Annotated in this window: 28 protein-coding genes; 15 read left to right on the top strand and 13 right to left on the bottom strand. The window is 72.1% G+C overall.

Going from position 1 to position 23997, the window contains the following annotated elements; all coding sequences use genetic code 11:
- Positions 1-68: 68 nt before the first annotated feature.
- Both ACWCQK_RS22520 and ACWCQK_RS22515 read left to right on the top strand, forming a co-directional pair.
- Positions 69-1433, top strand: coding sequence for an FAD-dependent oxidoreductase (locus ACWCQK_RS22520; protein ID WP_451157490.1), 1365 nt, complete (start codon positions 69-71; stop codon positions 1431-1433).
- A gap of 135 nt (positions 1434-1568) precedes the next feature.
- Positions 1569-2534, top strand: coding sequence for a DUF1152 domain-containing protein (locus tag ACWCQK_RS22515; RefSeq protein WP_451157488.1), 966 nt, complete (start codon positions 1569-1571; stop codon positions 2532-2534).
- Between the two features lie 37 nt (positions 2535-2571).
- Here ACWCQK_RS22515 and ACWCQK_RS22510 read toward each other — a convergent pair whose 3' ends face one another.
- Positions 2572-4218, bottom strand: a complete 1647-nt coding sequence (locus ACWCQK_RS22510) for a serine/threonine-protein kinase (RefSeq protein WP_451157486.1) — start codon at positions 4216-4218, stop codon at positions 2572-2574.
- Between the two features lie 229 nt (positions 4219-4447).
- On the opposite strand from ACWCQK_RS22510, the gene ACWCQK_RS22505 reads away from it, so the two are divergent.
- Positions 4448-4927 (top strand): hypothetical protein, encoded by a 480-nt coding sequence (locus tag ACWCQK_RS22505; protein WP_451157484.1) that lies wholly within the window; start codon positions 4448-4450, stop codon positions 4925-4927.
- Positions 4928-4942: 15 nt separating this feature from the next.
- On the opposite strand, the gene ACWCQK_RS22500 is transcribed toward ACWCQK_RS22505, so the two are convergent.
- The 5 genes from ACWCQK_RS22500 to ACWCQK_RS22480 all read right to left on the bottom strand — a co-directional run bounded on the left by ACWCQK_RS22500 (position 4943) and on the right by ACWCQK_RS22480 (position 8714).
- On the bottom strand, positions 4943-5317 hold the full coding sequence (locus ACWCQK_RS22500) for a hypothetical protein (protein ID WP_451157482.1): 375 nt from the start codon (positions 5315-5317) through the stop codon (positions 4943-4945).
- A gap of 52 nt (positions 5318-5369) precedes the next feature.
- Positions 5370-5891 carry a roadblock/LC7 domain-containing protein gene (locus ACWCQK_RS22495; protein ID WP_451157480.1) on the bottom strand — a complete coding sequence of 174 codons (522 nt, stop codon included), beginning with the start codon at positions 5889-5891 and terminating at the stop codon, positions 5370-5372.
- Positions 5892-5929: 38 nt separating this feature from the next.
- Entirely contained in the window at positions 5930-6706 is a 777-nt protein-coding gene (locus tag ACWCQK_RS22490; RefSeq protein WP_451157478.1) for a hypothetical protein, read from the bottom strand.
- Positions 6703-7113: a hypothetical protein gene (locus ACWCQK_RS22485; RefSeq protein WP_451157477.1), complete on the bottom strand. Its 411-nt coding sequence runs from the start codon at positions 7111-7113 to the stop codon at positions 6703-6705. The genes ACWCQK_RS22490 and ACWCQK_RS22485 overlap by 4 nt, the downstream gene beginning before the upstream one ends.
- Positions 7114-7919: 806 nt before the next feature.
- The gene (locus tag ACWCQK_RS22480) at positions 7920-8714 is read right to left on the bottom strand and encodes an SDR family NAD(P)-dependent oxidoreductase (RefSeq protein WP_451157475.1); all 795 of its coding nucleotides are present in this window, start codon (positions 8712-8714) and stop codon (positions 7920-7922) included.
- Between the two features lie 194 nt (positions 8715-8908).
- Here ACWCQK_RS22480 and ACWCQK_RS22475 point away from each other — a divergent pair, with 194 nt between their 5' ends.
- Complete coding sequence (locus ACWCQK_RS22475; protein WP_451157473.1) at positions 8909-10063, top strand: hypothetical protein; 1155 nt, start codon at positions 8909-8911, stop codon at positions 10061-10063.
- Between the two features lie 166 nt (positions 10064-10229).
- On the opposite strand, the gene ACWCQK_RS22470 is transcribed toward ACWCQK_RS22475, so the two are convergent.
- Positions 10230-11315, bottom strand: coding sequence for a hypothetical protein (locus ACWCQK_RS22470; protein WP_451157471.1), 1086 nt, complete (start codon positions 11313-11315; stop codon positions 10230-10232).
- 302 nt (positions 11316-11617) lie between these two features.
- Between ACWCQK_RS22470 and ACWCQK_RS22465 the strand changes: the two genes are divergently transcribed.
- From ACWCQK_RS22465 to tgmB, 3 genes are all read left to right on the top strand, one after another.
- A complete protein-coding gene (locus ACWCQK_RS22465; protein ID WP_451157469.1) occupies positions 11618-11899 on the top strand; it encodes a YkvA family protein in 282 nt (93 codons plus the stop codon).
- Positions 11900-12056: 157 nt separating this feature from the next.
- Entirely contained in the window at positions 12057-12248 is a 192-nt protein-coding gene (gene tgmA / locus ACWCQK_RS22460) for a putative ATP-grasp-modified RiPP (RefSeq protein ID WP_385781546.1), read from the top strand.
- A 16-nt stretch (positions 12249-12264) separates the two neighbouring features.
- Entirely contained in the window at positions 12265-13251 is a 987-nt protein-coding gene (gene tgmB, locus ACWCQK_RS22455; protein WP_451157467.1) for an ATP-grasp ribosomal peptide maturase, read from the top strand.
- A 54-nt stretch (positions 13252-13305) separates the two neighbouring features.
- Here the strand turns inward: tgmB and ACWCQK_RS22450 are convergent, their stop codons facing one another.
- Positions 13306-13521, bottom strand: coding sequence for a hypothetical protein (locus tag ACWCQK_RS22450; protein WP_451157465.1), 216 nt, complete (start codon positions 13519-13521; stop codon positions 13306-13308).
- A 64-nt stretch (positions 13522-13585) separates the two neighbouring features.
- The gene (locus ACWCQK_RS22445) at positions 13586-13870 is read right to left on the bottom strand and encodes a DUF5133 domain-containing protein (RefSeq protein ID WP_451157463.1); all 285 of its coding nucleotides are present in this window, start codon (positions 13868-13870) and stop codon (positions 13586-13588) included.
- A 140-nt stretch (positions 13871-14010) separates the two neighbouring features.
- Between ACWCQK_RS22445 and ACWCQK_RS22440 the strand changes: the two genes are divergently transcribed.
- Positions 14011-14367, top strand: a complete 357-nt coding sequence (locus ACWCQK_RS22440) for a hypothetical protein (protein WP_451157461.1) — start codon at positions 14011-14013, stop codon at positions 14365-14367.
- A gap of 58 nt (positions 14368-14425) precedes the next feature.
- On the opposite strand, the gene ACWCQK_RS22435 is transcribed toward ACWCQK_RS22440, so the two are convergent.
- The 3 genes from ACWCQK_RS22435 to ACWCQK_RS22425 form a co-directional block, all read right to left on the bottom strand.
- Positions 14426-16198, bottom strand: coding sequence for an ABC transporter ATP-binding protein (locus tag ACWCQK_RS22435; protein WP_451157459.1), 1773 nt, complete (start codon positions 16196-16198; stop codon positions 14426-14428).
- 124 nt (positions 16199-16322) lie between these two features.
- Entirely contained in the window at positions 16323-16868 is a 546-nt protein-coding gene (locus ACWCQK_RS22430) for a hypothetical protein (RefSeq protein ID WP_451157457.1), read from the bottom strand.
- A gap of 27 nt (positions 16869-16895) precedes the next feature.
- Positions 16896-17060 carry a hypothetical protein gene (locus tag ACWCQK_RS22425; RefSeq protein ID WP_451157455.1) on the bottom strand — a complete coding sequence of 55 codons (165 nt, stop codon included), beginning with the start codon at positions 17058-17060 and terminating at the stop codon, positions 16896-16898.
- A 166-nt stretch (positions 17061-17226) separates the two neighbouring features.
- Between ACWCQK_RS22425 and ACWCQK_RS22420 the strand changes: the two genes are divergently transcribed.
- Positions 17227-17457, top strand: coding sequence for a DUF397 domain-containing protein (locus ACWCQK_RS22420; RefSeq protein WP_451157453.1), 231 nt, complete (start codon positions 17227-17229; stop codon positions 17455-17457).
- Between the two features lie 126 nt (positions 17458-17583).
- Positions 17584-18504: a helix-turn-helix domain-containing protein gene (locus ACWCQK_RS22415; protein WP_451157451.1), complete on the top strand. Its 921-nt coding sequence runs from the start codon at positions 17584-17586 to the stop codon at positions 18502-18504.
- Between the two features lie 29 nt (positions 18505-18533).
- Here the strand turns inward: ACWCQK_RS22415 and ACWCQK_RS22410 are convergent, their stop codons facing one another.
- Complete coding sequence (locus ACWCQK_RS22410; RefSeq protein WP_451157449.1) at positions 18534-19346, bottom strand: SAM-dependent methyltransferase; 813 nt, start codon at positions 19344-19346, stop codon at positions 18534-18536.
- A gap of 262 nt (positions 19347-19608) precedes the next feature.
- On the opposite strand from ACWCQK_RS22410, the gene ACWCQK_RS22405 reads away from it, so the two are divergent.
- The 5 genes from ACWCQK_RS22405 to sthA all read left to right on the top strand — a co-directional run bounded on the left by ACWCQK_RS22405 (position 19609) and on the right by sthA (position 23953).
- A complete protein-coding gene (locus ACWCQK_RS22405) occupies positions 19609-19827 on the top strand; it encodes a hypothetical protein (protein ID WP_451157447.1) in 219 nt (72 codons plus the stop codon).
- A 104-nt stretch (positions 19828-19931) separates the two neighbouring features.
- Positions 19932-20819, top strand: a complete 888-nt coding sequence (locus ACWCQK_RS22400; protein ID WP_451157445.1) for a Gfo/Idh/MocA family protein — start codon at positions 19932-19934, stop codon at positions 20817-20819.
- A gap of 100 nt (positions 20820-20919) precedes the next feature.
- Entirely contained in the window at positions 20920-22077 is a 1158-nt protein-coding gene (locus ACWCQK_RS22395) for a PP2C family protein-serine/threonine phosphatase (protein ID WP_451157443.1), read from the top strand.
- 195 nt (positions 22078-22272) lie between these two features.
- A complete protein-coding gene (locus ACWCQK_RS22390; RefSeq protein WP_451157442.1) occupies positions 22273-22479 on the top strand; it encodes a hypothetical protein in 207 nt (68 codons plus the stop codon).
- A gap of 70 nt (positions 22480-22549) precedes the next feature.
- Complete coding sequence (sthA, locus tag ACWCQK_RS22385; protein ID WP_451157440.1) at positions 22550-23953, top strand: Si-specific NAD(P)(+) transhydrogenase; 1404 nt, start codon at positions 22550-22552, stop codon at positions 23951-23953.
- Positions 23954-23997 lie beyond the last annotated feature (44 nt).

Here is a 23997-nt window from a genome sequence, read left to right as displayed (position 1 = left end):
CTACTAAGGTTTGCCTTAGTTTAGGCTTCCCGTCGAGTCGCTTGTCATCGCTCGAAGGGAACCTGATCATGCCCCGCCCCCTGCGGGTAGCCATCGTCGGAGCCGGCCCCGCCGGGATCTACGCCGCCGACGCGCTGCTGAAGTCCGAAGTGGCCGCCGACCCAGGTGTCTCGATCGACCTCTTCGAACGCATGCCGGCCCCGTTCGGCCTGATCCGCTACGGCGTCGCACCCGACCACCCCCGCATCAAGGGCATCATCACCGCCCTGCACCAGGTGCTCGACAAGCCGCAGATCCGCCTCTTCGGAAACGTCGACTACCCGTCCGACCTCAGCCTGGACGACCTGCGCGCGTTCTACGACGCCGTGATCTTCTCCACCGGCGCGACGGCCGACCGGGAGCTGCGCATACCCGGCGTCGAGCTCGACGGCTCGTACGGCGCGGCCGACTTCGTCTCCTGGTACGACGGCCACCCCGACGTGCCGCGCACCTGGCCGCTGGAGGCCGAGAAGGTCGCCGTCCTCGGCGTCGGCAACGTCGCGCTCGACGTGGCGCGCGTCCTGGCCAAGACGGCGGACGAGCTGCTGCCGACGGAGATCCCGCCGAACGTCCACGACGGCCTGAAGGCCAACAAGGCCCTCGAAGTCCACGTCTTCGGCCGCCGCGGCCCGGCGCAGGCCAAGTTCAGCCCGATGGAGCTGCGGGAGCTGGACCACTCGCCGAACATCGAGGTCATCGTCGACCCCGAGGACATCGACTACGACGAGGGCTCGATCGCCACCCGGCGCGGCAACAAGCAGGCCGACATGGTCGCCAAGACCCTGGAGAACTGGGCGATCCGCGACACCGGCGACCGCCCGCACAAGCTGTTCCTGCACTTCTTCGAGTCGCCGACCGAGATCCTCGGCGAGGACGGCAAGGTCGTCGGTCTGCGGACCGAGCGCACCGCCCTGGACGGCACCGGCAACGTCAAGGGCACCGGCGAGTTCAAGGACTGGGACCTCGGCGCGGTCTACCGCGCGGTCGGCTACCTCTCCGACAAGCTGCCCAAGCTGCCCTGGGACATCGACTCGGGCACGGTCCCGGACGAGGGTGGCCGGGTCATCGAGGAGAGCGGCGCGCACCTGACGTCCGTCTACGTCACCGGCTGGATCCGGCGCGGCCCCGTGGGCCTGATCGGCCACACCAAGGGCGACGCCAACGAGACGGTGTCCAACCTCCTGGACGACCACGCGAACGGCCGCCTGAGCGTTCCGGCCTCGCCCGAGCCCGAGGCCGTGGACGCGTTCCTCGCCGAGCGCGGCGTGCGCTTCACCACCTGGGAGGGCTGGTACAAGCTGGACGCCGCCGAGAAGGCACTGGGCGAGCCGCAGGGCCGCGCGCGGGTGAAGCTCGTCGAGCGCGAGGACATGCTCAGGGAGAGCGGCGCCTGACGCGCCCCACGGCACCCCGCTGACCTCGCCGGGCCCGCAGGCATCTGTGCCTGCGGGCCCGGCGTCGCCTGGTCACCACCCGCCCGGAGGGAAAAGGGGGTGGGCCCGACCCCGCCCACCTGCTAGCTTCCCCCGGTGTTCACCCTCCAAGAGCCTCCGCTCTTCACCCGGCTGCGGGACGCGCGGCGGATCCTGGTGGCCGGTGCGGGCGGCGGATTCGACGTCTACGCCGGTCTGCCGCTGGCCCTCGCCCTGCGCTCGGCGGGCAAGGACGTCCACCTGGCGAACCTGTCCTTCGCCGATCTGTACGGCCTGGATCTTGACGTATGGCTGGACCAGGACGTCGCCGCCGTCCGCCCGGACACCGCCGCGCGCGGCGACTACTTCCCCGAGCGCACCCTCGCACGGTGGCTGGAGCTGCACGGCATGCCGTCCACGGTGTACGCGCTGTCCCGCACCGGTGTCGCCCCGCTGCGCGCCGCCTACCGCGCACTGCTCGATCATCTGGACGGCGTCGACGCGATCGTGCTGGTGGACGGCGGCACGGACATCCTCATGCGTGGCGACGAGCACGGGCTGGGCACGCCGGAGGAGGACATGGCGAGCCTGGGCGCGGTCGCCGGGCTGCACGAGATCGAGCACCGGCTGGTGGCCTGCCTCGGCTTCGGTGTGGACGCCTACCACGGTGTCAACCACTCCCTGGTGCTGGAGAACCTGGCCGCCCTCCAGCGTGAGGGCGCTTATCTGGGGGCGTTCTCGCTTCCGTACGACAGCCGCGAAGGCGCCCTCTACGTCGACGCGGTGGCGCACGCCCAGAGCTGCACGCCGGACCACCCGAGCATCGTCAACGGCTCCGTCGCCGCCGCCGTGCGCGGTGAGTTCGGCGATGTGCGGTTCACCGAGCGGACCAGGAACAGCGAGCTGTTCGTCAATCCGCTCATGGCGCTGTACTTCTGCGTCGACGCCGTCGGCCTGGCCCGCCGCAACCTCTACCTGGAGCGGCTGGAGAACACCGCGCTCACCCGGCAGATCAGCTCCGTCATCGAGGAGTTCCGCGACGCGCTGCCGATCCAGCGCCGGCCCCGCGCCTTTCCGCACTGAGCGGCACAAGCCCGCGCGCGGCCGCGGCCTCCTGGTCCTAGTCGCCGCGCGGGTACGTCGCGATCACCTCGCCGTGGGTGTTGGCCTTGATGTATCCGCCGCCGTAGTCGTCCGACAGGTAGACGCTCATCGTCGGCCCGGTGTCGCTGACGCCGGAGACGGGGCTGACGATCAGGTAACGGCTGGTGGGGGACGGGACGTTGAGGGTCTTGGCCGCCTTGCGCAGCAGGGCGGGCACGGTGTCCCAGTCGAAGTCGTCCAGGTCCGCGGGGACCGTCCCGCTGGTCACCGTGCCGCCCGGACCGTCCTTGACGGCGACGTCTCCGCCCCGGTAGCTGAACCGGTCGTACAGCTCGGGGTGGCCCGCGACGGGCGCCTCGGCGACGGCGTACTCCTCGTAGAGGACGAAGCGGGTGACCTTCGTACTGCCCGAGACCGCCTTGAACTTCGCCACGGTCCTGCGGATGCCGGCCGGGGTGAGCAGGCCGGCCGTCTCCTTGGCGTCCTGCGTGGCCTGAGCGCTCGGGGTCGTGGGGCGGGTGCTGGTGCGCGCCGACGACGACTGCGATCGCGATGTCGACGCGTCGGGCCCACCGCCGATGTCGCGGTCCCCGGGCGGCAGCAGCGTCCACACCAGGACGCCGGTCAGTACCGTGCCCGCGGCCGCCGCCGCGATCGCGGCCGCACGGCGGGTGCGGTGCGGGGGCCGCCCGTCCGGGGTGACGGTGGGACCGGCGCCCGGCGGCGGTGCCAGCCGGTAGGACGTCGTGGCGGCGGCCGGGGACGGCTCCGCCGGCCGGGAGGACGTCGTGGCAAAAGCGTGGGGTGGCGACGGTGTGGGCTCGTCCGCCGTCACCTCGGCGAGCATCCGGTCGAGCGTCTCCGCGTCGGGGCGTGCCAGCGGGTCCCGGACGAGCACGGCGGTGAGCACCGAAGTCAGCGGGCCGGCCCGCAGCGGGGCGGGCACGTCCTCGCTCAGTACGGCGGCGAGGGTGGCGAGCGTGCTCGCCCGGCGCAGCGGATGGTGGCCCTCGACCGCGACGTAGAGCAGCATGGCCAGCGACCAGAGGTCGGAGGCCGGGCCGCCCTCCTTGCCGCCGACGCGTTCCGGTGCCATGTAGTCGGGAGAGCCGATGACCGCCCCGGTCGCGGTCAGGTTGACGGACTCCCGGACCGCCGCGATGCCGAAGTCGGTGAGGACGGGGCGGCCGTCCGGGCGCAGCAGCACGTTCGCCGGTTTCACGTCACGGTGCTCGATACCGACGGCGTGTGCCGCGCGCAGCGCCGCCAGCAGCTCCCGCCCGAACCGGGCCGCCTCGGCCGGGGTCATCACACCGCGGTCGAGACGTTCCTGGAGCGAGCCGCCGGTGACGAGCTCCATCACGATCCACGGATAGACCTCCGGTCCGCCGTCGACGATGTGGTGGATGACGACCACGTTGGGGTGGTGCAGCCGGGCCAGAGCGCGCGCCTCCCGCAGCACGCGCTCGCGCAGGGTGCGGGCGCCCTCGGGGTCGTACTCGGCGAGCGCGGGATCCGGCGGGCGTACCTCCTTGACGGCCACGTCACGCTGGAGCGCCAGATCGCGGGCGCGCCACACCCAGCCCATTCCCCCGCCGCCCAGTCTCTCGACCAGTTCGAAGCGGCCGTCGACAACCCGTCTGCCGGATCCCCCTGTACTCATGGGGGGAGCCTAGGGCCATTGCACGGCGCGTGTTGAGCCGGTGCGGTGGTATGCGCCGGCTCGGAGAAATCCGTTGTCCCGCGGATGCTGTGAGTGACGCGAGTACGGGTAGATCTCCCTGAGCGGCTCTTTCCGCTCGACTCCTCCCGTGTAAGGACATGTCGTCTTGGCTCTCACGTACCCTGACGCGCCCTCAGCTCGCCGGCCCGGTCGGTCCTGGACGATCCGGGTGACCGGTCACCGCGACCGCACCGCCTCCGTCAGTTGCTCCTCGGCGTGCGGCATGCCGCCCCGTTCCCGTGACATCGCGGCCCTGCGCCGCTTCGCCGAAGCCCATGCCGCCGCCCACGCGAAAGCGGCGGCGGTACGTCCCGACGCCGCCTGTTCGTGCCGTCAGCAGCGGTGCGTGCTCCACGAGGGGACCCGGGTCTCCTGCGGGGGCATGGTCCTGCTCGTCCTGCGGCACGATCCGTCGGTGGGCCAGGTGTGGACGCTCAGCGAGGTCTGTTCCGTGTGCGCCCCGCTGATGCCGCACACCCGGGTGCTGGGCCGGGCGGCTCCGCTCGCCGATCCGGCCGAGCGGAGCTCGACGCCCGTGCCCCCGGCACCGCGGGTGGCGCCGCAGCGTCTGGTGCCCGGCGGGTTCAGCGGCCCGCCCGTCGGCGACACGCCCGCCCCTGGGGCGCCGGGTCGCCGTGGCCACCGCTGAACCGGGGCGGGCCGCTCAGATCTCCAGTTCGCTCTCGATCTTGCGCAGTTGGTGCCGGGCCATCGCCAGGTTGGCGCGCCCGGAGTCGAGCACGAGGTAGAGGAACAGCCCGGTGCCGTCGCGTCCCTTGAGCAGCCGGATCAGGTGGTACTGGCTGCTGAGGGTGATCAGGATGTCCTCGATCTCGCCCTGGAGACCGAGGTGTTCCATCGTGCGCAGTTTGGACCGGACGACGTCGGTGTTGCCCGCCGCCGCCACCTCGAGGTCGAAGTCCTTGCCGCCGCCGAGCGTGCCCAGCGCCATCCCGCTCGTGTAGTCGACGAGGGCTGCCGCGGTGGCGCCGTCGATGGAGCTCAGGCATTCCTTGAGCGAGGTCTCCAGTGTTGCCATGCTTCAGGTCCTCTCAGATGGGTCGGTTCGTCGGGAAGGGACGGTTCGGGTCTCAGCCGCCGGCGTCCGGCCGCAGCCGGTGCCGGGACTGTTGCGGTATGCGCAGCGGCAGGGTGCCGAGCATGCGGCCGGAGTCGAGGTGCGCGTTCGGGTCGCTCAGCGCGGTCGCCCGCCCGGGGAGGTGCGTGGTCCCGTCGGGATCGGCGTGGGCGGCGACGAGTTGCGCGATGCGCGCACCGCTGCGCCGGCCCTCCAGATGGAGCCGGCCGACATTGGCGCGGCTGTCGGCCAGCAGGGTGAGCACCGCGGACGGACCCGCCGCGTAGGTCGCGACATAGCCGTCGGCGCCGCGCACCAGCAGCTCACAGAACTCGCCGCGTCTCGCGGTGTCCACCATGCGGTGGGCGACGCCGAGGGCCGCCGCGGTGAGGGCCGCCAACCCCTCCGTTTCGGCGTCCGGCAGGTCCTGGGCGAGGACGAGACCGTCGGCGCTGGCCGCCAGGGACCCCGCCAGCTGGGGTATGCGGGTGCGCAGTCGGCGCAGTTCGCTCAGGACGTCGGCCTCGACGGCCATGACCAGTCTCCTTTCGGCACGCTGTCGGCGCGCGCGGATCACAGTGCCTCCAAGGCGTCTCGAAGCCGACGCAGCAGGACCGTGTCGACCTCGTCCTGGGCCGCCGTGTGCCAGGGGAGGCTCGGGTCGGGTGGCACGGGCGGGCCGGACACGGCCGTGACGAGTCCGTCGGCGGCGAGTCGACGCAGTTCGACGAGGGTGGGGAAGGTCCGCCAGGCCAGCGCCGACGCGATCTCGGCCGCCGTCCGCACGCCGTCGACCTGGGCCAGCGTGCGCCCTCTCCGGGAGGGCAGCGCTTCCGCACGGGCGCCGGGCACCCGGGTGAGCGGGGCGCTGTCGATGTCGGGCTCGGGCCAGATGCGCTGGAGTTGCTCACGGCGCCGCCGCGATTCGCGTACGACGGTGTCGACCGGCACGGGACGCACCTCGCCGATCCAGTGCGCGATGCCGGGCCGGAAGCGCGGGGCGCGGCCGGTGCCGCCGAGGGCGAAGTACGCGGCGTCGAACAGCACACCGAGGTGGCACAGCTCCAGCGCTCCGGCGGCGAGCCGTCCGCTGTCCACGAGTTGACGCCCGACGCCCCGGCGGGTGCCGCCCCGGTCCAACGCCTCCCGCCAGCCGGCGGGGTCCACGGCGCCGCTGCCGGTGAGCAGCAGGCCCAGGTCGGGGGTGAACGGGGAGTCCACGTGCGCGATGTGGCCTGCGAGGAGGTAGAAGGTGCCGCGCTCACTGGTGAGGGCGCCGGTCGCGCGGTCGGCGGCGAGGGTTTCGAGCGAGCTCAGGACCGTGGCGTCCGTCAGCGGTAACGGGGTCATCCGAGCACCAGTCGATCCGCCGTCTCGGCCAGCCGGATGCGGGCCAGGGCCAGGTTCCCGGCGGTACGGTCCAGCCACAGGTGGAGGAAGACGCTGCTGTCGAAGGGCGTGCTGACGAACCTGAGCACGTGGTAGGAGTCGGCGGTCGTGACGATCATGTCCTCGACGGGCGGGGTCACGCCCGGGTCCTGCTCCGGCCGGCCGTCGTCGCCCACCGGGGCGAAGGAGCGGCTCTCCAGCGCGGCGCGGACGAACTCCGCCGTCTCCACCGCCGTGGCCTCGTGGTCTCCGCTCGACGCCTCGCCGACCACGCCCAGGGCGAGCCCGCTGACCCAGTCGACCACCGACGCGCCTCGGGCGCCCGGCACACGCATGGCGTCCAGCAGACTCTCGTCGATTCCGGGCACGCAGGATCCCCCTCCCCGCACGGATGTACCGCGAACGTGATCCCGAGACTACGGAATGTGTCGGCCGAGGGTGAAGGCTTTGGCATTTTCCAGCGGAACATGCGTATACGGGAAAGGTGGGCGAACGGGCCCCGCCTCGACGCGGATGGATGGGCGGGGCCCGTCCGCCCCACGATTCTCCGCGCCCGAGCGCGCCCGGGGCACGGGTGAACACCGGTGGATCGGAGTGAACGGCACACACCCCGTGCGCGCCACGCGCCGCACCGTGGCCGCACACGCCAGGCTGCGACCCTGGGCGCCGGACCGCAACCCTTGGCGCCAGGCCGCACCGCTTGGCGCCGGGCCACGATCCCTGACGTCGCGCCGCGACTCCTCGCACCGTGCCGCGACTTTTCACGCCGGGCTGCGACTCCTCGCGCCGGGGGATGACTCCGCACTCCGGTCGGGAATGCCCGCGCCGGGCACCGGCAGCTCCCGACAGTCGGAGATGCTTGCACGGGTCGGCACGCGTGTGCCGGTCTGCCGGTCGAGACGCCCACGCCTGCCGGGGTGCGGTCCGGCCGCCGGTATGGGGGGCGGGGCGCTTCGGTCCGGGGTGCTCGCTCCCGCCGTACGGAGCATTCGCGCCCATCCGGAGGGTCGCGCAGGTCAGCGATCTGTCGGCCGTCCGGGGTGTTCGCGCCGGTCAGCGGTCTGCCCGCCGTCCGGGGTGTTCGCGCCGTACGGTGGCCCGGCCGGTCGGGGTCTTGGCTCAGGCCAGATGTTCCCGCAGGTCAGGGCCGGGCGCGGCCGTCGAGGGCCGTGGTTTACGGGATGATCGCGTCGATGCAGCCGCCGTCGACGCGCACGGCGCCGCCGGTGGTGGCGGACGCGAGGGGTGAGCTCAGGTAGACGACGAGATTCGCGACCTCCTCGGGCGCGATCAGGCGACGCAGCAGCGACTGCGGGCGGTGTTCCCGCATGAAGACGCGTTCCGCCTCGTCCCAGGGCAGCTCCCGGCCCACGAGGTCGTACACGAATTCCTCGACACCCTCGGTGTGCGTCGGCCCCACGAGGACGGAGTTGACCGTGACACCGCTACCGGCCGCCTCCTTGGCGAAACCACGGCTCACCCCGAGGAGGGCGGTCTTCGTCATGCCGTAATGGATCATCTCGGCGGGGATGACGACGGCCGACTCACTGGCGATGTAGAGCACACGGCCCCAGCCGCGTTCCATCATCCGGGGCAGGTAGGCCCGCGTCAGCCGGATGCCCGACAGGACGTTGATCTCGAAGTAGCGGCGCCACTCGGAGTCGCTGATCTCCAGCGCGGGCCGGGCGCCGAAGATGCCGAGGTTGTTGACGAGGATGTCCACCTCGGGCAGCGCGTCCACCGTCCGGGCGGCGCCCTCCTCGGTGCCGAGGTCGGCCACGACGGGCACGAACACCCCGTCCGGCACTTCGGCGCGCAGGGTCTCGGTGGTCGCCGCGAGCCGGTCGGCGTCCCGTCCGTTGACGCCGACCCTGGCTCCGGCGCGCGCCAGGCCCGCCGCGATCGCCGCGCCGATGCCCTGGGAGGAGCCCGTCACCAGGGCGGTCCGTCCTTCGAGGTCCAGTCTCATCGGTCACTCCTTCTCGGACGTACGGTCGACCGGTCCGCTCCTGCCCGCCTCCTCGGACGCGCGGCCGACCGGTCCCCTCCTGCCCACCTTCCCCGACGATTCCCCTCCCCGCAGGACGACCCCCGCCCGATCTCGCGCGACCTGCGGCGACGATACTGGCAGCCGCACGTCGTCCCCGCCTCACAGATGGACTCATGCCGACCTCTCCCAGCGCGCTGCCCACCACTCCCCCGACGGTCTGGCTCGTCCGGGGCCGCCACCTCGGACCGGCCGCGGCCGACGCCCTGCGCCGCAACCTCCGACGGCTCAAGGACACCGAGGTGATCCAGGACTTCCTGGAGGTACCGGAGACGGAGACCGCGGAGGGCGAACGGATCTTCGAAGCCCGCTGGACGGTCCCGCCGGAGGTGACCGTCCGTGCCCGGCTGACGCTCACGGAGGACTCGGCCTTCGGGCAGGACTGGGCGCTGGTCGCGGAGGCCGAGCAGCCGTGGGACCAGCGCGGGCCCTCCCCCGCGACCATGTTCTGGCCCCAGGAGCGGGATGTCTCCTGGGACCACGAGGCGGCCACCCGTCTGAGGTTCCTCGACACCAACGCGCTCCCCGAGGACGACAAGGAGCTACGGCGCCTGCTGCGTACGGCGGTCCGCGGCAGCTGGGCCATCCATGTCGTCGTCCACGAAGCCATGACCCCCGACCAGCGAGGGCGCCGCCCGCTGACGCCGCTGCTGGGCCCCGGCCTGCACCACCGCGTGGTGGAACACCGGGCCGCGCCGCACCAGTTGCGCTCGGTGAACTGGGCGCTGCGCGACTTCGGCGTGGAACTGCCGCGCGGGGGCGCGGTGGTGCTGCCGGGGACACCGCTCGCGCCCGGGTACGAGGCCGCCGACTTCGCCGTGCGCAGCGTCTTCCTGGACGGCTCGGAGCCGACCGAACTGCTGGACGCGGTGACGCGTTTCGCAGCGCTGCCGCGACCACTGCCGGAAGGCGCCGAGGTGGCGCTCACCGCGCTGCGGGAGGACTGGCGGCTGCTGACGCTGGAGGAGGCACTCGACCGCGAGCGCAAACTCGTGGCGATGTACGCCGAGGCCCTCGACGCCATGACGCAGTCCCGCGACCTGTACCGGGAGGCCGCCGAGCGGGCGAACGAGGCGCTGGCCGCCTACCGCGACTCCGTCGGTGAACTGCGACCCGTGTCCGGCAGGCAGAACGGTTCCCCGCTCCAGCAGCTCACGCGCACCCTGGAACGCCTCAAGGGCGGCCCGAAGGTACCGCGCCCCGCGGCACACCCCGACGCCACGGCCGGGCCCACCGGGAAGACCGGGACGGAACCTCCGGCCGACCGCTAGGACCTGGACCGTCGGCGGGGGTGGCGATCGGCGCACCGACCGGACCACATGCCGGTGCACGCCGACGTCCCCGATATCGGCGTGCACCGGATCCGGCGAGACCGGTTCAGACCTCAACCCGCTGAACAACAGGGGGAATCGGCGGGACCGGCATCGGCGGCAGGGATCAGTCCGGCGGCTGGTGCTCCGGCACCCCCGGCGGACGGTGCTCCGGGACCGCCGGACGGTGTTCCGGCAGCGGCGGTCGGTGCTCCGTGGCCGGCGGACGGTGCTCCGGCACCGGCGGGCGCTGCTCCGCGTCGGGCAGGCCCTGCTCCGAGTCGGGCAGGCGCTGCTCCGGCTCCGGCGGGCGGTGCGCCGGAGTCGCCGCCCGTCCCGTCGGGCGGCCGTCGGGCCGCCGCGCCGCCGTCCACACCAGCAGGGCGGCCAGCGTCGCCATCGCGGCGAGCACGGCCGCCGGACCGGCGACCCACGGCGGAGCGGCCGTGACCTGAACGGCGCGGCGCGAGGCCGCCGAGTCGACGCGGCTCAGCAGGAGTTGGGCGGCGGCCAGTGCCGTCGGCAGCGCCACGCACGCGATGAGGACCGGCCGTCCGGGCCGAAGGACCGTCAGGACGGCCAGCACGACACAGGCCAGGGACACCGCGAGGGCGGTGCCGAGGACGGTCAAGGAGAGACCGTCCCCGTGCAGCGGGAAGTACGCCGCGCCGCACAGGGCGAGGGCCACCGCGGCGAGCCGACCGGCCCACGGGGCGGGGCGGGCGGCCGTGGTGGCGTCGGCCGGCGTGCCCGGAGCGGCCGGGATCGCCGGGACGGCCGGGATCTCCGGAGGGCCCGTCTCCTGTTCCACGTCGGGGGCCGAGGGCGGGGGGTCCGCAGGCCTGACGGGCTCGGACCGCTCCTGGGCGAGGCGTCCGATGAGCTCCACGACGTCCTCGACGGGACGGCGCTCGGCGGCGGCGCGGATCATCTCGTCGGCGTCGTCGGCCTGATGGGGCGGCCGGGACAGCACCGCGACCAGTCGGGTGACGTCCTCCACGGAGCGGTCGGTGCCGACCGCGCGCAGCACGTCGGCCGCCGCCCGGCTGTGGGCGGACTGTTCGAGCAGGGTGATGAGTTGGACGACGTCCTCGAGCGGCCGGTTGGCCACCGCGGCGTGCAGGAGACCGTCGACGGGGTCGGGATAGGCGGGGTCGGCGGGGAAGGGCGATGCGAGTCGGTCCGGAACGGACCGTGAAGAGCGGGTGATCATGCTTGGCTTTCTCTGAAGGGTGCGGTCGCCCCTGCGCCCCCGAAAAGCGACACGCGACTTGACCCTGCCCATTACTAGGTGCTCGCGGCACACCTCGCCACTCGGGTGAAGCACCGGCGTGACGCGGTGGCGTGAAACAGCCGTGCCGAACGGTCGTATGGAACAGCGATGTGAAGCAGTCGTGTGAAGCACCCGCCGGAAACGTGCTTTCCGCCAACAAAAACGGGCATTCGACTGACACAAGCGGGGGAAAATACCGGGGAAGACCAGACGCGGCGCGGTTCACCGCGCGAGGAGGGTCCGTGGATACGACCACCACGTTCATCGCCGTCGCCGTGGTGGCGGCACTGGCCTTGTTCGCCGTGGCCGTCAGGGTGCTGGTGCGGCTGGTCCGTGCCCGACAGGGCCTGCGGCGCGCGGGACTTCCGACCGGACCGCGCTGGGTCTTCTGGGGCGCCGTCCTGTACTTCGTCCTGCCGGCGGATCTCTTGCCCGATCCCGTCTACCTCGATGACATCGGCGTTCTCCTGCTCGCCCTCCGCACCCTGCACCGTTCTCCCGATCGCGACGGTGTGGAGGGCTGACGCACCGGCGCCCGAAGCGCCGATCGTCACGGAGAGTAAGGAAACCAATCACTCGTTCGATTCGTATAAGTAGCTGGGGGTCGCTGTAGGACAGCGGGCCGAGTGATGTGGCCGAGCGACACCGCCTGATCGAGGCAGCACCGAAGAGGGAGAGACCATGCAACCGTTCGCGCTCAACTACGCACGCCCGGCGGCGGAGTTGGAGTTCGCAACTCCGTATGCCTACGACTCCGGACTGCAGTTGAACGTGCTCTTCGACGGTCGGATAGCCGCCCGCGACCACGCCCTGCTCAGAGAACTCGGGACCACGACCTCGACGGCGGGCTCGAAGACCCACTTCGACGACTGAACACGAGCCGCCGACAATGACCGTACTGATCCTGACCTGTGAAGAGGACGTCACGGCGGACATGGTGATCGTCCACCTGAACGCGACCGGCGTCCCCGTGGTCCGGCTCGATCCGGCCGATCTGACCAACGGTGTCGCGCTCTCCGGCGAGTACGTCCACGGTGCCTTTCGCGGCCATCTCTCCTCCGCCGGACGCCTGGTGAGCATCGACGGCCTGCGCTCCGTCTGGGTGCGCAGACCCGGCGCCCCCGCCTCGCGTGCCGCCGGAGCCTCCGCCTGGCTGGCCGAGGAGTCCGCACAGGCGCTCTACGGCATGCTCCGCGGCAGTGGCGCGCGCTGGATGAACCACCCCGACGCGGCCGTGCGCGCCCGGCACAAGCCCTGGCAGCTGCGGCTGGCCCAGCGCACCGGGCTGCCCGTTCCGGCCACGCTCATCACGACTTTCCCGCAGGCCGCCCGCGAGTTCGCGGACCGCTATCCGGACCTGGTGGTCAAGCCCGTCTCGGGCGCCCACCCGCAGGACCCGCCCCGCGCGGTGCCGACCAGCAGAGTGGCTCCGGACGCCGACTTCAGCGCCGTCGCGTACGGGCCTACGCTGCTTCAGCGCCGGGTCGCCAAGCGTGCCGACATCCGGCTGACCGTGGTGGGCGAGCGGATGCTGGCCGCGCGCAAGGCGATCGACCCGGACGCCTCGCCGGACCAGGTGGACGTGCGCTTCGCCACCTCCGCGGTGCCGTGGTGCCCGGTCGAGGTGCCGCCGCGGATCGCCGACGGCGTGCGGGCCTATCTCCGCGGGGCGGAACTGGCTTACGGCGCCTTCGACTTCGCCGAGGACGCCGACGGCACCTGGTGGTTCCTGGAGTGCAACCAGTCGGGCCAGTTCGGCTTCGTCGAGGTGGACACGGGCCAGCCGATCGCCCGCGGCATCGCGCAGTGGCTGGCGCAGTCGGTGCCCGAGCAGCACCCGGAGCACGTCAACTGCTCCGGTACCGCGTCCCCTTGAGCCCGCAGACCCTCTCCCGGGCCGGGGCGCGCTCCTGAGCCGGCCGACGGTCGATCAGTGCGGCGGCTGACCCGGCAACAGGGCCGTCCGCTGCCATCCCGCGCCGGGCGAGGACGGGCGCGGGGAGGAGTCGGGGTAACCGAGCGCGTGGGTGGGCCGCAGCACGATCTCCAGTTCCCGGCTGACGCGTTCGGCCTCCCGGCGCACCTGGGTGGGGACGTCGCCGCGTTCCGCGATGAGTCGGTCGTAGATGGGGGAATCGTGGAACACCCGGCAACGCGCCTTTCGTCTGGTCCGCCTCCTGCGCTGCTGCGCCTCGGCACAGCCTCCAAGTCTAGGCGTCCTCGCACACCTGGGTGTTAATTCCGGGAGAGCCGGGAGAGAACCGGACAGTCGTCGACAGAGCGGACTTCCCACGCGCCGCGGACAACAACAGCGCGTCCGCCCTCACGATCGCCTCCCGCACGCTCTCCGTCCCCATGAGCACGCAGAGGGTGTAGCTGACGTCCTCCAACTCCCGTGCGGCGGCGAGCAGACCGTCCCGCTCCGCCCTGGCGATCTGCAACGACGCGTAGCGGGTGAGCAGCCTTCGGACGACCTTCGGGTCCGGAACGAGCACAGAACGCCCCTCTCTCGACTTTCCGGTCCGTCTGCCCGGCGCGGCGCCCGGCATGCACGACACCGTGAAACCGCCCGCTTCCAAAAGCGCCCGGAGCAGTTGAACAAGTGCACGCCCCTCCCGACGAACGGTGTACCTCCATGGCCCGCTCCAGCCGACTCCTCTGTGTCCTCTATCTCGTCACCAGCGCCGGGCTGGCCGCGACGGCGGTCGTCGCGTTCCGGTACGGGTCCGCCTGGGCGGGCTGCCTGTTCGTGGCCGCGAGTCTCGTGCAGGTCATCGCCGTCCTGCGGGAGAGCGTCCTGTGCGACCACCGCAGGGCCGTGGAGCGGCTGCGCCGGGCGCACCCGGCGCCGGCCGCGCACCGCGGCACGGCGCTGGACGTCGCGGTCCGGTCGCAACTGGACGCCGCGTGCTGCGAACGCTGGTGGACCAGCCTCGGCACCGACCACGACTCGGCGTGCCGGCACCGCACCCGCAGGAGCAGCGCGGCCTGACCGGTGGCCGGCCGCACCGTGCGCGCCGCGCCCTGCCGTGCGGTGCTGTGCCCTGCCCTCAGGCGACCTGGCCGGTGTGCAGCGCCGTGTAGGCCCCGCCGCGGCGCAGGAGTTCCTCGTGCGTCCCCGTCTCCACGATCCGGCCGTCCCCCAGCACGACGATCCGGTCCGCACCGCGTACGGTGGACAGCCGGTGGGCCACGACGAACGTGGTGCGGCCGTGCAGCAGCCGGGCGAGCGCCTGTTGGACGAGCGCCTCGGACCGGGTGTCGAGGGCGGAGGTCGCCTCGTCCAGGACCAGCACCTTGGGGTCCCGGATCAGGGCCCGGGCGATGGCCAGGCGCTGCCGCTGACCGCCGGAGAGCCGAGCGCCGCGTTCGCCCACGGCCGTGTCGAGCCCGTGCGGGAGCCGTTCGACGAACTCCAGCGCGTTGGCGTCGCGCAGCGCCGCGCGGACGGTCTCCTCGTCGACCTCGTCCTCCATGCCGTAGGCGACGTTCTCGCGGATCGTGCCGTCGAAGAGGACGGACTCCTGCGGTACCACCGACACGAACCGGCGGTAGGTGCGCAGGTCGAGGGTGTTCATGTCGGCGCCGTCGAGCAGCACGCGGCCCGAGGTGGGCCGGATGAAGCCGATGACGAGGCTGAGCACGGTGGACTTGCCCGCGCCGGAGGCGCCCACGAGGGCGACGGTCTCGCCGGGTACGACGGAGAGCGTGAGGTCGCGCACCGCGGGCCGCCCGCCGTCCTCGTACGCGTAGCCGACACCCTGGAAGGTGACGGCGCCGTGCAGCGAGGTGAGTTCCGTCCTGCCCTCGTTGTCCTCCAGTTCCGGTGCCTGGAGCACCTCACCGACCGACCGCACGGACTCCAGGCCCTTGGTGATGACGGGCGCCAGACCGGCCAGCGTCGTGGTGGAGTTGGTGAGGGTGGTCAGGAACGCGCTCAGCATGACGACGTCGCCGGCGGTGACGCCCCAGACGCCGTAGTACGACACCAGCGCCGCGCCGGCGAGGACCAGCACGCCGACCACGTTGAGGACCACCCAGGACAGCGAGCCGAACCGGCCGTTGACGAGGTCCAGGCGCATCCCCGAGGTCAGCAGGTTGCGCAGCGTGCCGTCCATGCGGCGCAGCGCCTTGCCCTCCAGTCCGTGGGCGCGGGTCACCGGGATGAGCCGGGTCATCTCCGTCACCCGGGAGGAGAGGGTCTCCACCTCGTGGCGGAAGTGTTCGTTGTGGGTGCGCAGGCGCGCCCGGAGCCGGGCCGCGACGAGCGTGGCGGCGGGCACCACGACGAGGAAGACGGGGACGAACTCCGGGGTGCGTACGGCGATGATGACCAGGCCGCCGGTGAGCACCGTGATCGCGCCGAGCCCGGTCTCCGCGGTCTGCTGCACCATCTGCTCGACGGTCTCGACGTCGCGCACCACCTTGGCCTGGAGGACGCCGGCGCTGACCCGCGCGTGGTAGCCGATGGAGAGCTGCTGCATCCGGGTGCACAGCGCGGAGCGGAGGGTGGTTCCCATCCGGCGCACGCTGCCGTACAGCAGCCGGACGTAGAGCAGGTGCAGCGGATAGTTGATCAGCAGGACGAACAGGATGACGCCGGTGCTCGTCCACAGACCGCTGATCGGCTGGTGCTGGACGACGGTGTCGATGATGGACGCGGTGATGAGGGGCAGCAGCCAGATCGGGCTGTGCTTGACGGTGAAGACGAGGACGGCCGCGGCCAGTCGGCGGCGGTCGGCGCGCAACAGGTAGGCGAGCGTTCGGATCGGGTGTTCGTCCCGGTAGCGATGGTCCAGCGGTCTTTCCAGCGACGACGCCATGGACGCAGGTCCTCCTCGTTGCCGATGACAGGGCGAACGCCTGCTGTCCGCAGGGCGCGACGAGTACATCAGCATGCGCGAGGACGTGTCCCCGCTTCCGCCCGAGGAGACGGACGGCGGCGGCTCACTCCCCCAGCGTGCGGGCGAGTTCCGTGGTGGCGCGGGCGATCTCGGCGTCGTCCTCGGCCATCAGGCACCGCAGCGCACCGCGGCGGGCGCGGACGGCCTGCCGGGCCTTGCGCTCCCACACGACGTGGTTCTCCCGGTGGTTGAGCAGCTTGGGGTAGACGGCCGCCACACTCTCCCACTGCCGGGCGTCGGCGATGCACTTCAGCAGCTGGATGATCTGCGCCCGGCAGGTGACGTGCGGCAACTGGGCGAGCTCCCACAGGAAGGGAACCGTCGCCGCGGTGGCCTCCTCGACGACGAAGCCGTACTGGCAGATGCGTTTCCTCAGATCGTCGAGGGCGGTCGCGGCCGTGGCGGCGTCCCCCCAGGCGACGCTGTTGAGCAGCAGCGGGATCGCGGCGGCGGAGCCCGACGAGTCCTTGATCTCGTGCCAGGGCACCTGTCCCAGCGCCATCAGGGGCGCGACCCTGGCCACTCCCCTCGCGGGCGTGTCACGGTCCGCGCGCTGCGTGCTCGGCTGTCCGGTCGGAGCGGGGCGCATGGTGGGGGCCTTTCCACGGTGGTCGTGTCAGGTGTGCGCGTGACCGGAGACGGCCGGCAGCGGCTGTGCGGGGGCGAGACCGGTGCTGAGCCGGATCTCCGGGCCGCCGTCCACCCTGGTGCCGCCGTTCACCCCCGCGTCCGCGGAGGCCACGCTCGACCGTCGGACCACTCTGGGCACAGGTGCTGGCATGGCCTCTCCCTGATGTGAGGTCAGGTCGCGGTGTCTACACGGGGGTTGACGCCGCAGCTATTATCCACGCTGGCGGCGTCCGTGTGCAATTGCACGAGAAATTGCGCGAAATTCAGCCGGGCGGATGCCGAACACGGCGAAGATCGTGGACAGCAAGGAGACAACGATGCCAGGAGTGCGCAACGGAGTGCGGGCCAGTTCGCTGGACGCCCACTGGGTCAAGAGCCGCCACAGCAACGCGGAGGGCAACTGTGTCGAAGTCGCCACGCTGCCCGAGGGCGGTATCGCGGTGCGCAACTCCCGTGACCCCGACGGGCCCGCGCTCGTCTACACGCCCGCCGAGCTGGCGGCGTTCCTGGCCGGGGCGAAGGACGGGGAGTTCGACCACCTGCTGTGAGCCCCGGCGACCGCGGAAGGCACCCTGGAGTGGAACCCAACTCCCTTACTTTCGCGCCGCATTCGAGGAGGACCGGGGTCGTGCGGTAAGGTAATCGGCACTTCTGCCGGTCCACTGGGAGCCAGGATGTCCGCCGAGTCGCATCGCATCTCCCGCCTCGAACCCTATCTGGACAGACCGGAACCCGCGCCGACTTTGCTCAAGTTGCTGGTCGGCGTCCAGCTGGCCGGCTTCCGTGACGACGCGGGCCTCGGCCAGGACCAGGCGGCACGCGCCCTGGGGTTCAGCGGCGCGAAGCTCTCCCGCATCGAGTCGGGCAAGGGCCGCAAGCCGCCGACGGAACGGGACGTCCGCGCGCTGCTGGAGCTGTACGGCACCGACGCCTACGAGACCTCGGTCCTGATCAAGCTGCTTCAGCGGGCGGGCGAGCCGGGGTGGTGGCAACGCTACGACAAGCGTCTGATGCCGGAGTGGTTCGACCGGCTGGTCGGACTCCAGGAAGCCGCCGCCACCATCCGGACCTTCGAGATCCAGTACGTTCCCGGCCTGTTGCAGACGCCCGCCTACACCCGCGCGGTGGTGGAGCGGGGCCTGCCGAACGCGCCGGCCGGCGAGGTGCAGCGCCGGGTCGAGCTGCGGACGCGGCGGGCGCAGCTGCTGTCGCGGACGGACGCCCCGCAGCTGTGGGCGATCGTCGACGAGTCGGTCCTGCTGCGGGTGCTGGGCGGCCGCGCGGTGATGCGGGAACAGCTCGCCCATCTCGTGGAGATGGCTCAGCGGCCCCATGTGACGCTGCAGGTCGTACCCCTCGACGTGACGAACGCGTCGGCGCCCGCCATACCGATCACGTATCTGCGTTTCGGCGGCCTGGATCTGCCCGACGTCGTCTACCTCGAGCACATAAGGAGCGCGAACTTCCTGGAGGACAGGGACGAGACGGAGGAGTACCGGCTCGCGCTCGACCGGCTGGCGGACGAGGCCCTCAAACCGCGCGAGACGCTGCGGTTGCTGCAGGAGACGATGGCGACGCGCTACCCCCGCGCCTGAGCGCGTCGCCCGCGGCCACGGACCGTGGTTCAGCGGAGTACGGCCGCGCCGCCGAACTCGATCCACTCCTGGGTGAGTTGGCGGGGGGCCACCTCGCTGTCAGGCCGCCAGGTGGAGACCTCCACCAGACCCGGTTCGAGGATGTCCGTGCCGTCGAACAGCGCGGCCACGTCCTTCTCCTGACGCACCCGGCCCCAGTGTCCCTGGGTGGCCTGGTCCATGAAGTCGGTGACGAACTCGCGGACCTGGGCGTCCTCGCTGACCAGCTGGCACATCACCAGGCAGCTGCCCGGGACGAGCCGCTCGGTCACCCGGCGGACCACGGCCTGCGGACCGTCGGTCTCGCTGTCCGGGATGCAGTGGAAGACCGAGTTGAACAGCACGGCCACCGGCTGCGAGAAGTCGATCAGGCGCTGGGTGTCGGGGTGCGAGAAGATCTCGTCGGTGGCCCGCAGATCGGCGTGGATGACGCTGGTGCGCTCGTCCTGCTCCAGCAGCGCCCGGCCGTGGACCAGCACCATCGGGTCGTTGTCGACGTAGACGACATGCGTGGCGGGGTCGATGCGCTGGGCGACCTGGTGCACGTTGTCCTGGGTCGGCAGGCCTGAGCCGTGGTCGAGGAACTGGCGGATCCCGTGTTCCGTCGCCAGGGTCCTGACGACCCGTTGCAGGAAGCGCCGGTTGTTCACGGCCAGCCGGCGGGTGCTGGGGACGACCTTGTCGAGTTCCTCGCACGCGGCGCGGTCCGCCGCGTAGTTGTCCTTGCCGCCCAGATAGTGGTCGTACATCCGTGCGGCCGTCGGCACATTGGCGTCGATCTTCGTGGACACCTGGTTTTCCATGTGCACCGCTCCCCCAGCTCCGTGACACACCGTCTGGACTGCCATGACTGACAGTACATCCTAGGGACTTGACCTTCGGGCGTTCCAGTCCACGGACCAAAGTGCAGCCGTCGAAGGCGCGTTGCTCGCGCAACGGGTCGGCGGACTTTCCCGCCCGTCGGGTCGGGGTCCCCCGGACCGTCACCGATTCTTCACCTGTCGCACACGCATCACCGGCGCGGAACGGAGCACCCGCGTGGTGTCGCCAGGCCGAGGGGATGCCATGGTCCTGATCGCCGTACTGCTGCTGCCGCTCCTGTCCGTGCTGCTGGTCGTGATGGACCGGGTGGAGGACCGTCTGTACCGTCCCGCTCCCTCGCGGCCCCGGCACGCCGTCGGCCGGCGACGGCCGCGGCTGCTCCGGGGCGCTCGCCGCGCCGCGGCGGCCGTGCCGGTGCCCGAGGCCGCGGCCGAGACGGCGGCGGCGCCCCGCGCGGCCTGAACCCCCAGGTGCGCGGCGGCCGGGTCGTGTGCGAGGCTCAGCGACGACCGGCCGCCGCCAGGGCACCGGTCGGCACCCTGTCCGGCACTGTGAAAGGCGGCGGCATGCGCATCGGACTCCTCGGCACCGGCCCCTGGGCGCGGATGGTCCACGCCCCCGCTCTCGACGCGCACCCCGAGGTCGAGTTCACGGGCGTGTGGGGCCGCCGCGCCGACGCGGCGAAGGAACTGGCCGAACGGCACGGGACGACGGCCTACGACGACGTGGACGCCCTGTTCGCCGATGTCGACGCCGTGGCCGTGGCCCTGCCGCCGGACGTCCAGGCGGACCTCGCGGCGCGGGCGGCCCGGGCCGGCTGCCATCTGCTGCTCGACAAGCCGATCGCCACGACCGTCGAGCGGGGCCGGGCCGTGGTCGACGCGGTGCGGGAGGCCGGTGTCGCCTCGGTGGTCTTCTTCACCACCCGCTTCCAGCCCGACGCCGAGGGCTGGATCACCGAGCAGGCGGGCGCCGGCGGCTGGTTCACCGGCCGGGCGCAGTGGATCGGCGCGGTGTTCACGAGCGACAGCCCGTTCGCGGACTCGCCGTGGCGGCGGGAGAAGGGCGCCCTGTGGGACGTGGGTCCGCACGCCCTGTCCGTACTGCTCCCGGTGCTCGGCGACGTCCGGCACGTGGCCGCGGTGGCCCCCGGCCCCGGTGACACCGTGCACGCGGTCCTGGAACACGCCGGCGGTGCCTCCAGCACGCTGGCCCTCAGCCTCACCGCGCCGCCCGCCGCTGCGGGGTCGACGGTGGAGCTCCGGGGCGAGCACGGGGTGACCGTTCTTCCGGAGAGCTCCGAAGGCGCCCTGCCCGCCTTCGGCCGCGCGATCGACGCCCTGGGCGAGGCCGCCCGCACCGGCACCGCGCACCCGTGCGACGCCGCTTTCGCGCTGCGGGTCACCGAGATCCTCACGGCGGCCGAAGCGCTGCTGACCGTCCAGAAGGGCTGACGCGGGCCGCTGTGCCGCCCGGCCGACGCGGGCCGGGCGCTCCGCCGCGGGCCGAAGTCCCTGGCGTGCGGCTCGCGGGCAGGCGTAGGAGCGTGGTGGTGTGGGAAGCCTGCGCGCCTTGGCACCCCGCCTGGACCGGCGGGGCTGGCTGCGCGGCGCGCCGCCGCCCCGGTGGGTGCGGGCGATGCCACTGGCCCTGGTCCTCGCCGTGATGATCGCCACGCTGCTGAGCCCCGATCCGCTCGACATCGGCTTCCTGCTGGGCGCCATCCCGCCGATGGCGGTGCTGTCGTACGGGCCGGTCTCGACCGCCCTCCTCGGCGTCCTGGCGGTCGCGGTACTGGTCGTCCCCGCGTTCCGGCTGAACCACCCCGGCAACACCGACCTGCTCACCATCTGTTTCGTCGCGCTGCTGAGCATCTTCGTGTCGTTCGTGCGCAGCCGCCGGGACGCCCAGCTGGACCTGGAACGCACGGTGGCCGAGGCGGCGCAGCGCGCGGTCGTGCCGCCGGTTCCGGAGCGGGTCGGGCCGGTGCGCTGTGCGGCCCTGTACCGGGCGGCACAGCGTGGCACCCTCGTCGGCGGCGACTTCTTCGACGTGCGGGACGGTCCCTACGGCGTACGGGCGGTCCTGGGGGACGTGCGGGGGCACGGGCTGATGGCCGTGGGGACGGTGGCGCTGCTGCTGGGGGCGTTCCGGGAGGCGGTGCTGGACCAGCCGGACCTGGAGGCGGTCGGCGCCCGGCTGGACCGCCGGCTGCTGCTGGGCACCGCGCAGGACCGGCACGACGAGCTGTTCGCGACGGCCGTGCTGCTGGAGTTCACGCCGGACGCGGCCGCGGTGCGGATCGTGACCTGTGGTCATCCGCCGCCCCTGCTGCTGCGGGACGGCACGGCCACGGAGATCGGGAGCTCGCCGTGGCCCCCGCTCGGGCTGGGGCTGCCCGACCCCGGGCGGCACGAGGCGCGCACGGTGCGGCTGCGGCCGGACGACCGCCTGGTGCTGGCCTCCGACGGCGTCTGGGAGGCCCGGGACGCCGGCGGCGCGTTCTACCCGCTGCCCGAGCGGCTGCCCGTCCTCGCCGCCGAGCACGGCGAGGGGCCGGAGTCGCTGGCCGACCGGATCTGGGACGACGTGCTGCGGTTCTGCGGTACGACCTTCGCGCGCGACGACGTCACGATGCTCGTCCTCGCGCCCGAGACCTCGCGGCCGGCCCCCGGACCGGGGCCGGCCCCGGAGTCGGCCCCGGCTTCCTGACCTGCGCGTTCGTTGCCGGGCACGCGGTGGCGCCCGCCTCGGTGGACGCCGTCGCGGGCTCCGGTGCGTCCCAGTCGCGCGGCCGCGCACCCGGGCCTCCGGATGCACACCGGGCGCAGGCGATGAATGGTGATAGTGGGCCCGGTGTCGGCACCGGGCCGAAGCAGTCCGCACCGGACCCGAGGAGCAGAGATCATGGAGACGTCACAGCCCGACGCGTCCCGGCAGTCCCGGGAGTCCGTCACCCCGGACAGCCTGCTCCACACCCGCACCGGCAGCGAGGTGGCACCGGAGGACCTGGTGCTCGCCACGGGCCGGGACCTGACACCGCGCAATCTGGAATGGGCCCGGCGCAAGCTGGACCAGGAGGGGCCCGCCGCCATGGAGAAGCTGCTGCCCTAGAAGCCGGTAGGCCGTTCCCGGCCAACCACACCCTTCCGAAAGTCACCTTCGGGCTGACAGACTCCGGAGGGTGCCCGACTTCGACATGCTCGTCCTCGGTTCAGGACCCGGTGGCCAGAAGGCCGCCATCGCAGCCGCCAAGCTCGGCCGCCGGGTCGCCGTCGTCGACCGCCCCGACATGGTCGGTGGGGTCTCCATCCACACCGGCACCATCCCTTCCAAGACGTTGCGGGAGGCGGTGCTCTACCTGACCGGGCTCACCCAGCGCGATCTGTACGGACAGAGCTACCGGCTCAAGGACGACATCACCGTCGGCGACCTGACCGCCCGCACCCAGCACGTGGTCGGCCGCGAGGTCGACGTCGTCCGCAACCAACTCTCCCGCAACCACATAGCCCTGTACTCCGGTACGGGCCGCTTCGTCGACCCCCACACGGTCGCCCTGCGCGAAGCGAGCGGCCAGGAACGCCAGTTGAGCGCCGAGCACATCGTCATCGCGACCGGCACCCGGCCGGCCCGGCCCGACACCGTGGAGTTCGACGGGCGCACGATCCTCGACTCCGACAACGTTCTCACCATCGAACGGGTCCCCCGCTCGATGGTGATCGTCGGCGCGGGCGTGATCGGCATGGAGTACGCCTCCATGTTCGCCGCGCTGGGCAGCAAGGTCACCGTGGTCGAGAAGCGGGCCGGGATGCTCGACATGTGCGACGTCGAGGTCATCGAGTCGCTCAAGTACCACCTGCGGGACCTCGCGGTCGCCTTCCGGTTCGGGGAGACCGTCGCCGCCGTCGAACGTCACGCGCGCGGCACCCTCACGGTTTTGGAGAGCGGCAAGAAGATCCCTGCGGACGCGGTGATGTACTCGGCGGGCCGGCAGGGCCTGACCGACGACCTCGACCTGGAGAAGGCGGGACTGGCCGCCGACGCCCGGGGCCGGATCACCGTGGACGAGAACTACCGCACCCAGGTCCCGCACATCTACGCCGTCGGCGACGTCATCGGCTTCCCGGCGCTGGCCGCCACGTCGATGGAGCAGGGGCGTTCGGCCGCCTACCACGCCTACGGCGAGCCCGTCGGGCAGATGCACCACCTCCAGCCGATCGGCATCTACACCATTCCGGAGATCAGCTTCGTGGGCCGGACCGAGGACCAGCTCACCGAGGACTGCGTGCCGTTCGAGGTCGGCATCGCCCGTTACCGCGAGCTGGCCCGCGGCCAGATCATCGGTGACGCGCACGGCATGCTGAAGCTGCTGGTCTCCCCGGCGGACCGCAAGCTGCTCGGTGTGCACTGCTTCGGCACCGGGGCCACCGAGCTGATCCACATCGGACAGTCCGTCATGGGATGCGGAGGCACGGTCGACTATCTCGTCGACGCGGTGTTCAACTACCCGACGCTGGCGGAGTCCTACAAGGTCGCCGCGCTGGACGCCACCAACAAGCTGCGCCAGTTGGACCGGATCGGGGACTGACCGGGGGACTCTTGGGGTTATCATCACACGCACACGCGGTGTGA

This window comes from Streptomyces sp. NPDC002306 (assembly GCF_053593435.1).
Note: the sequence above shows the minus strand (reverse complement) of the source record. Positions and strands in the feature narration are given on the sequence as shown.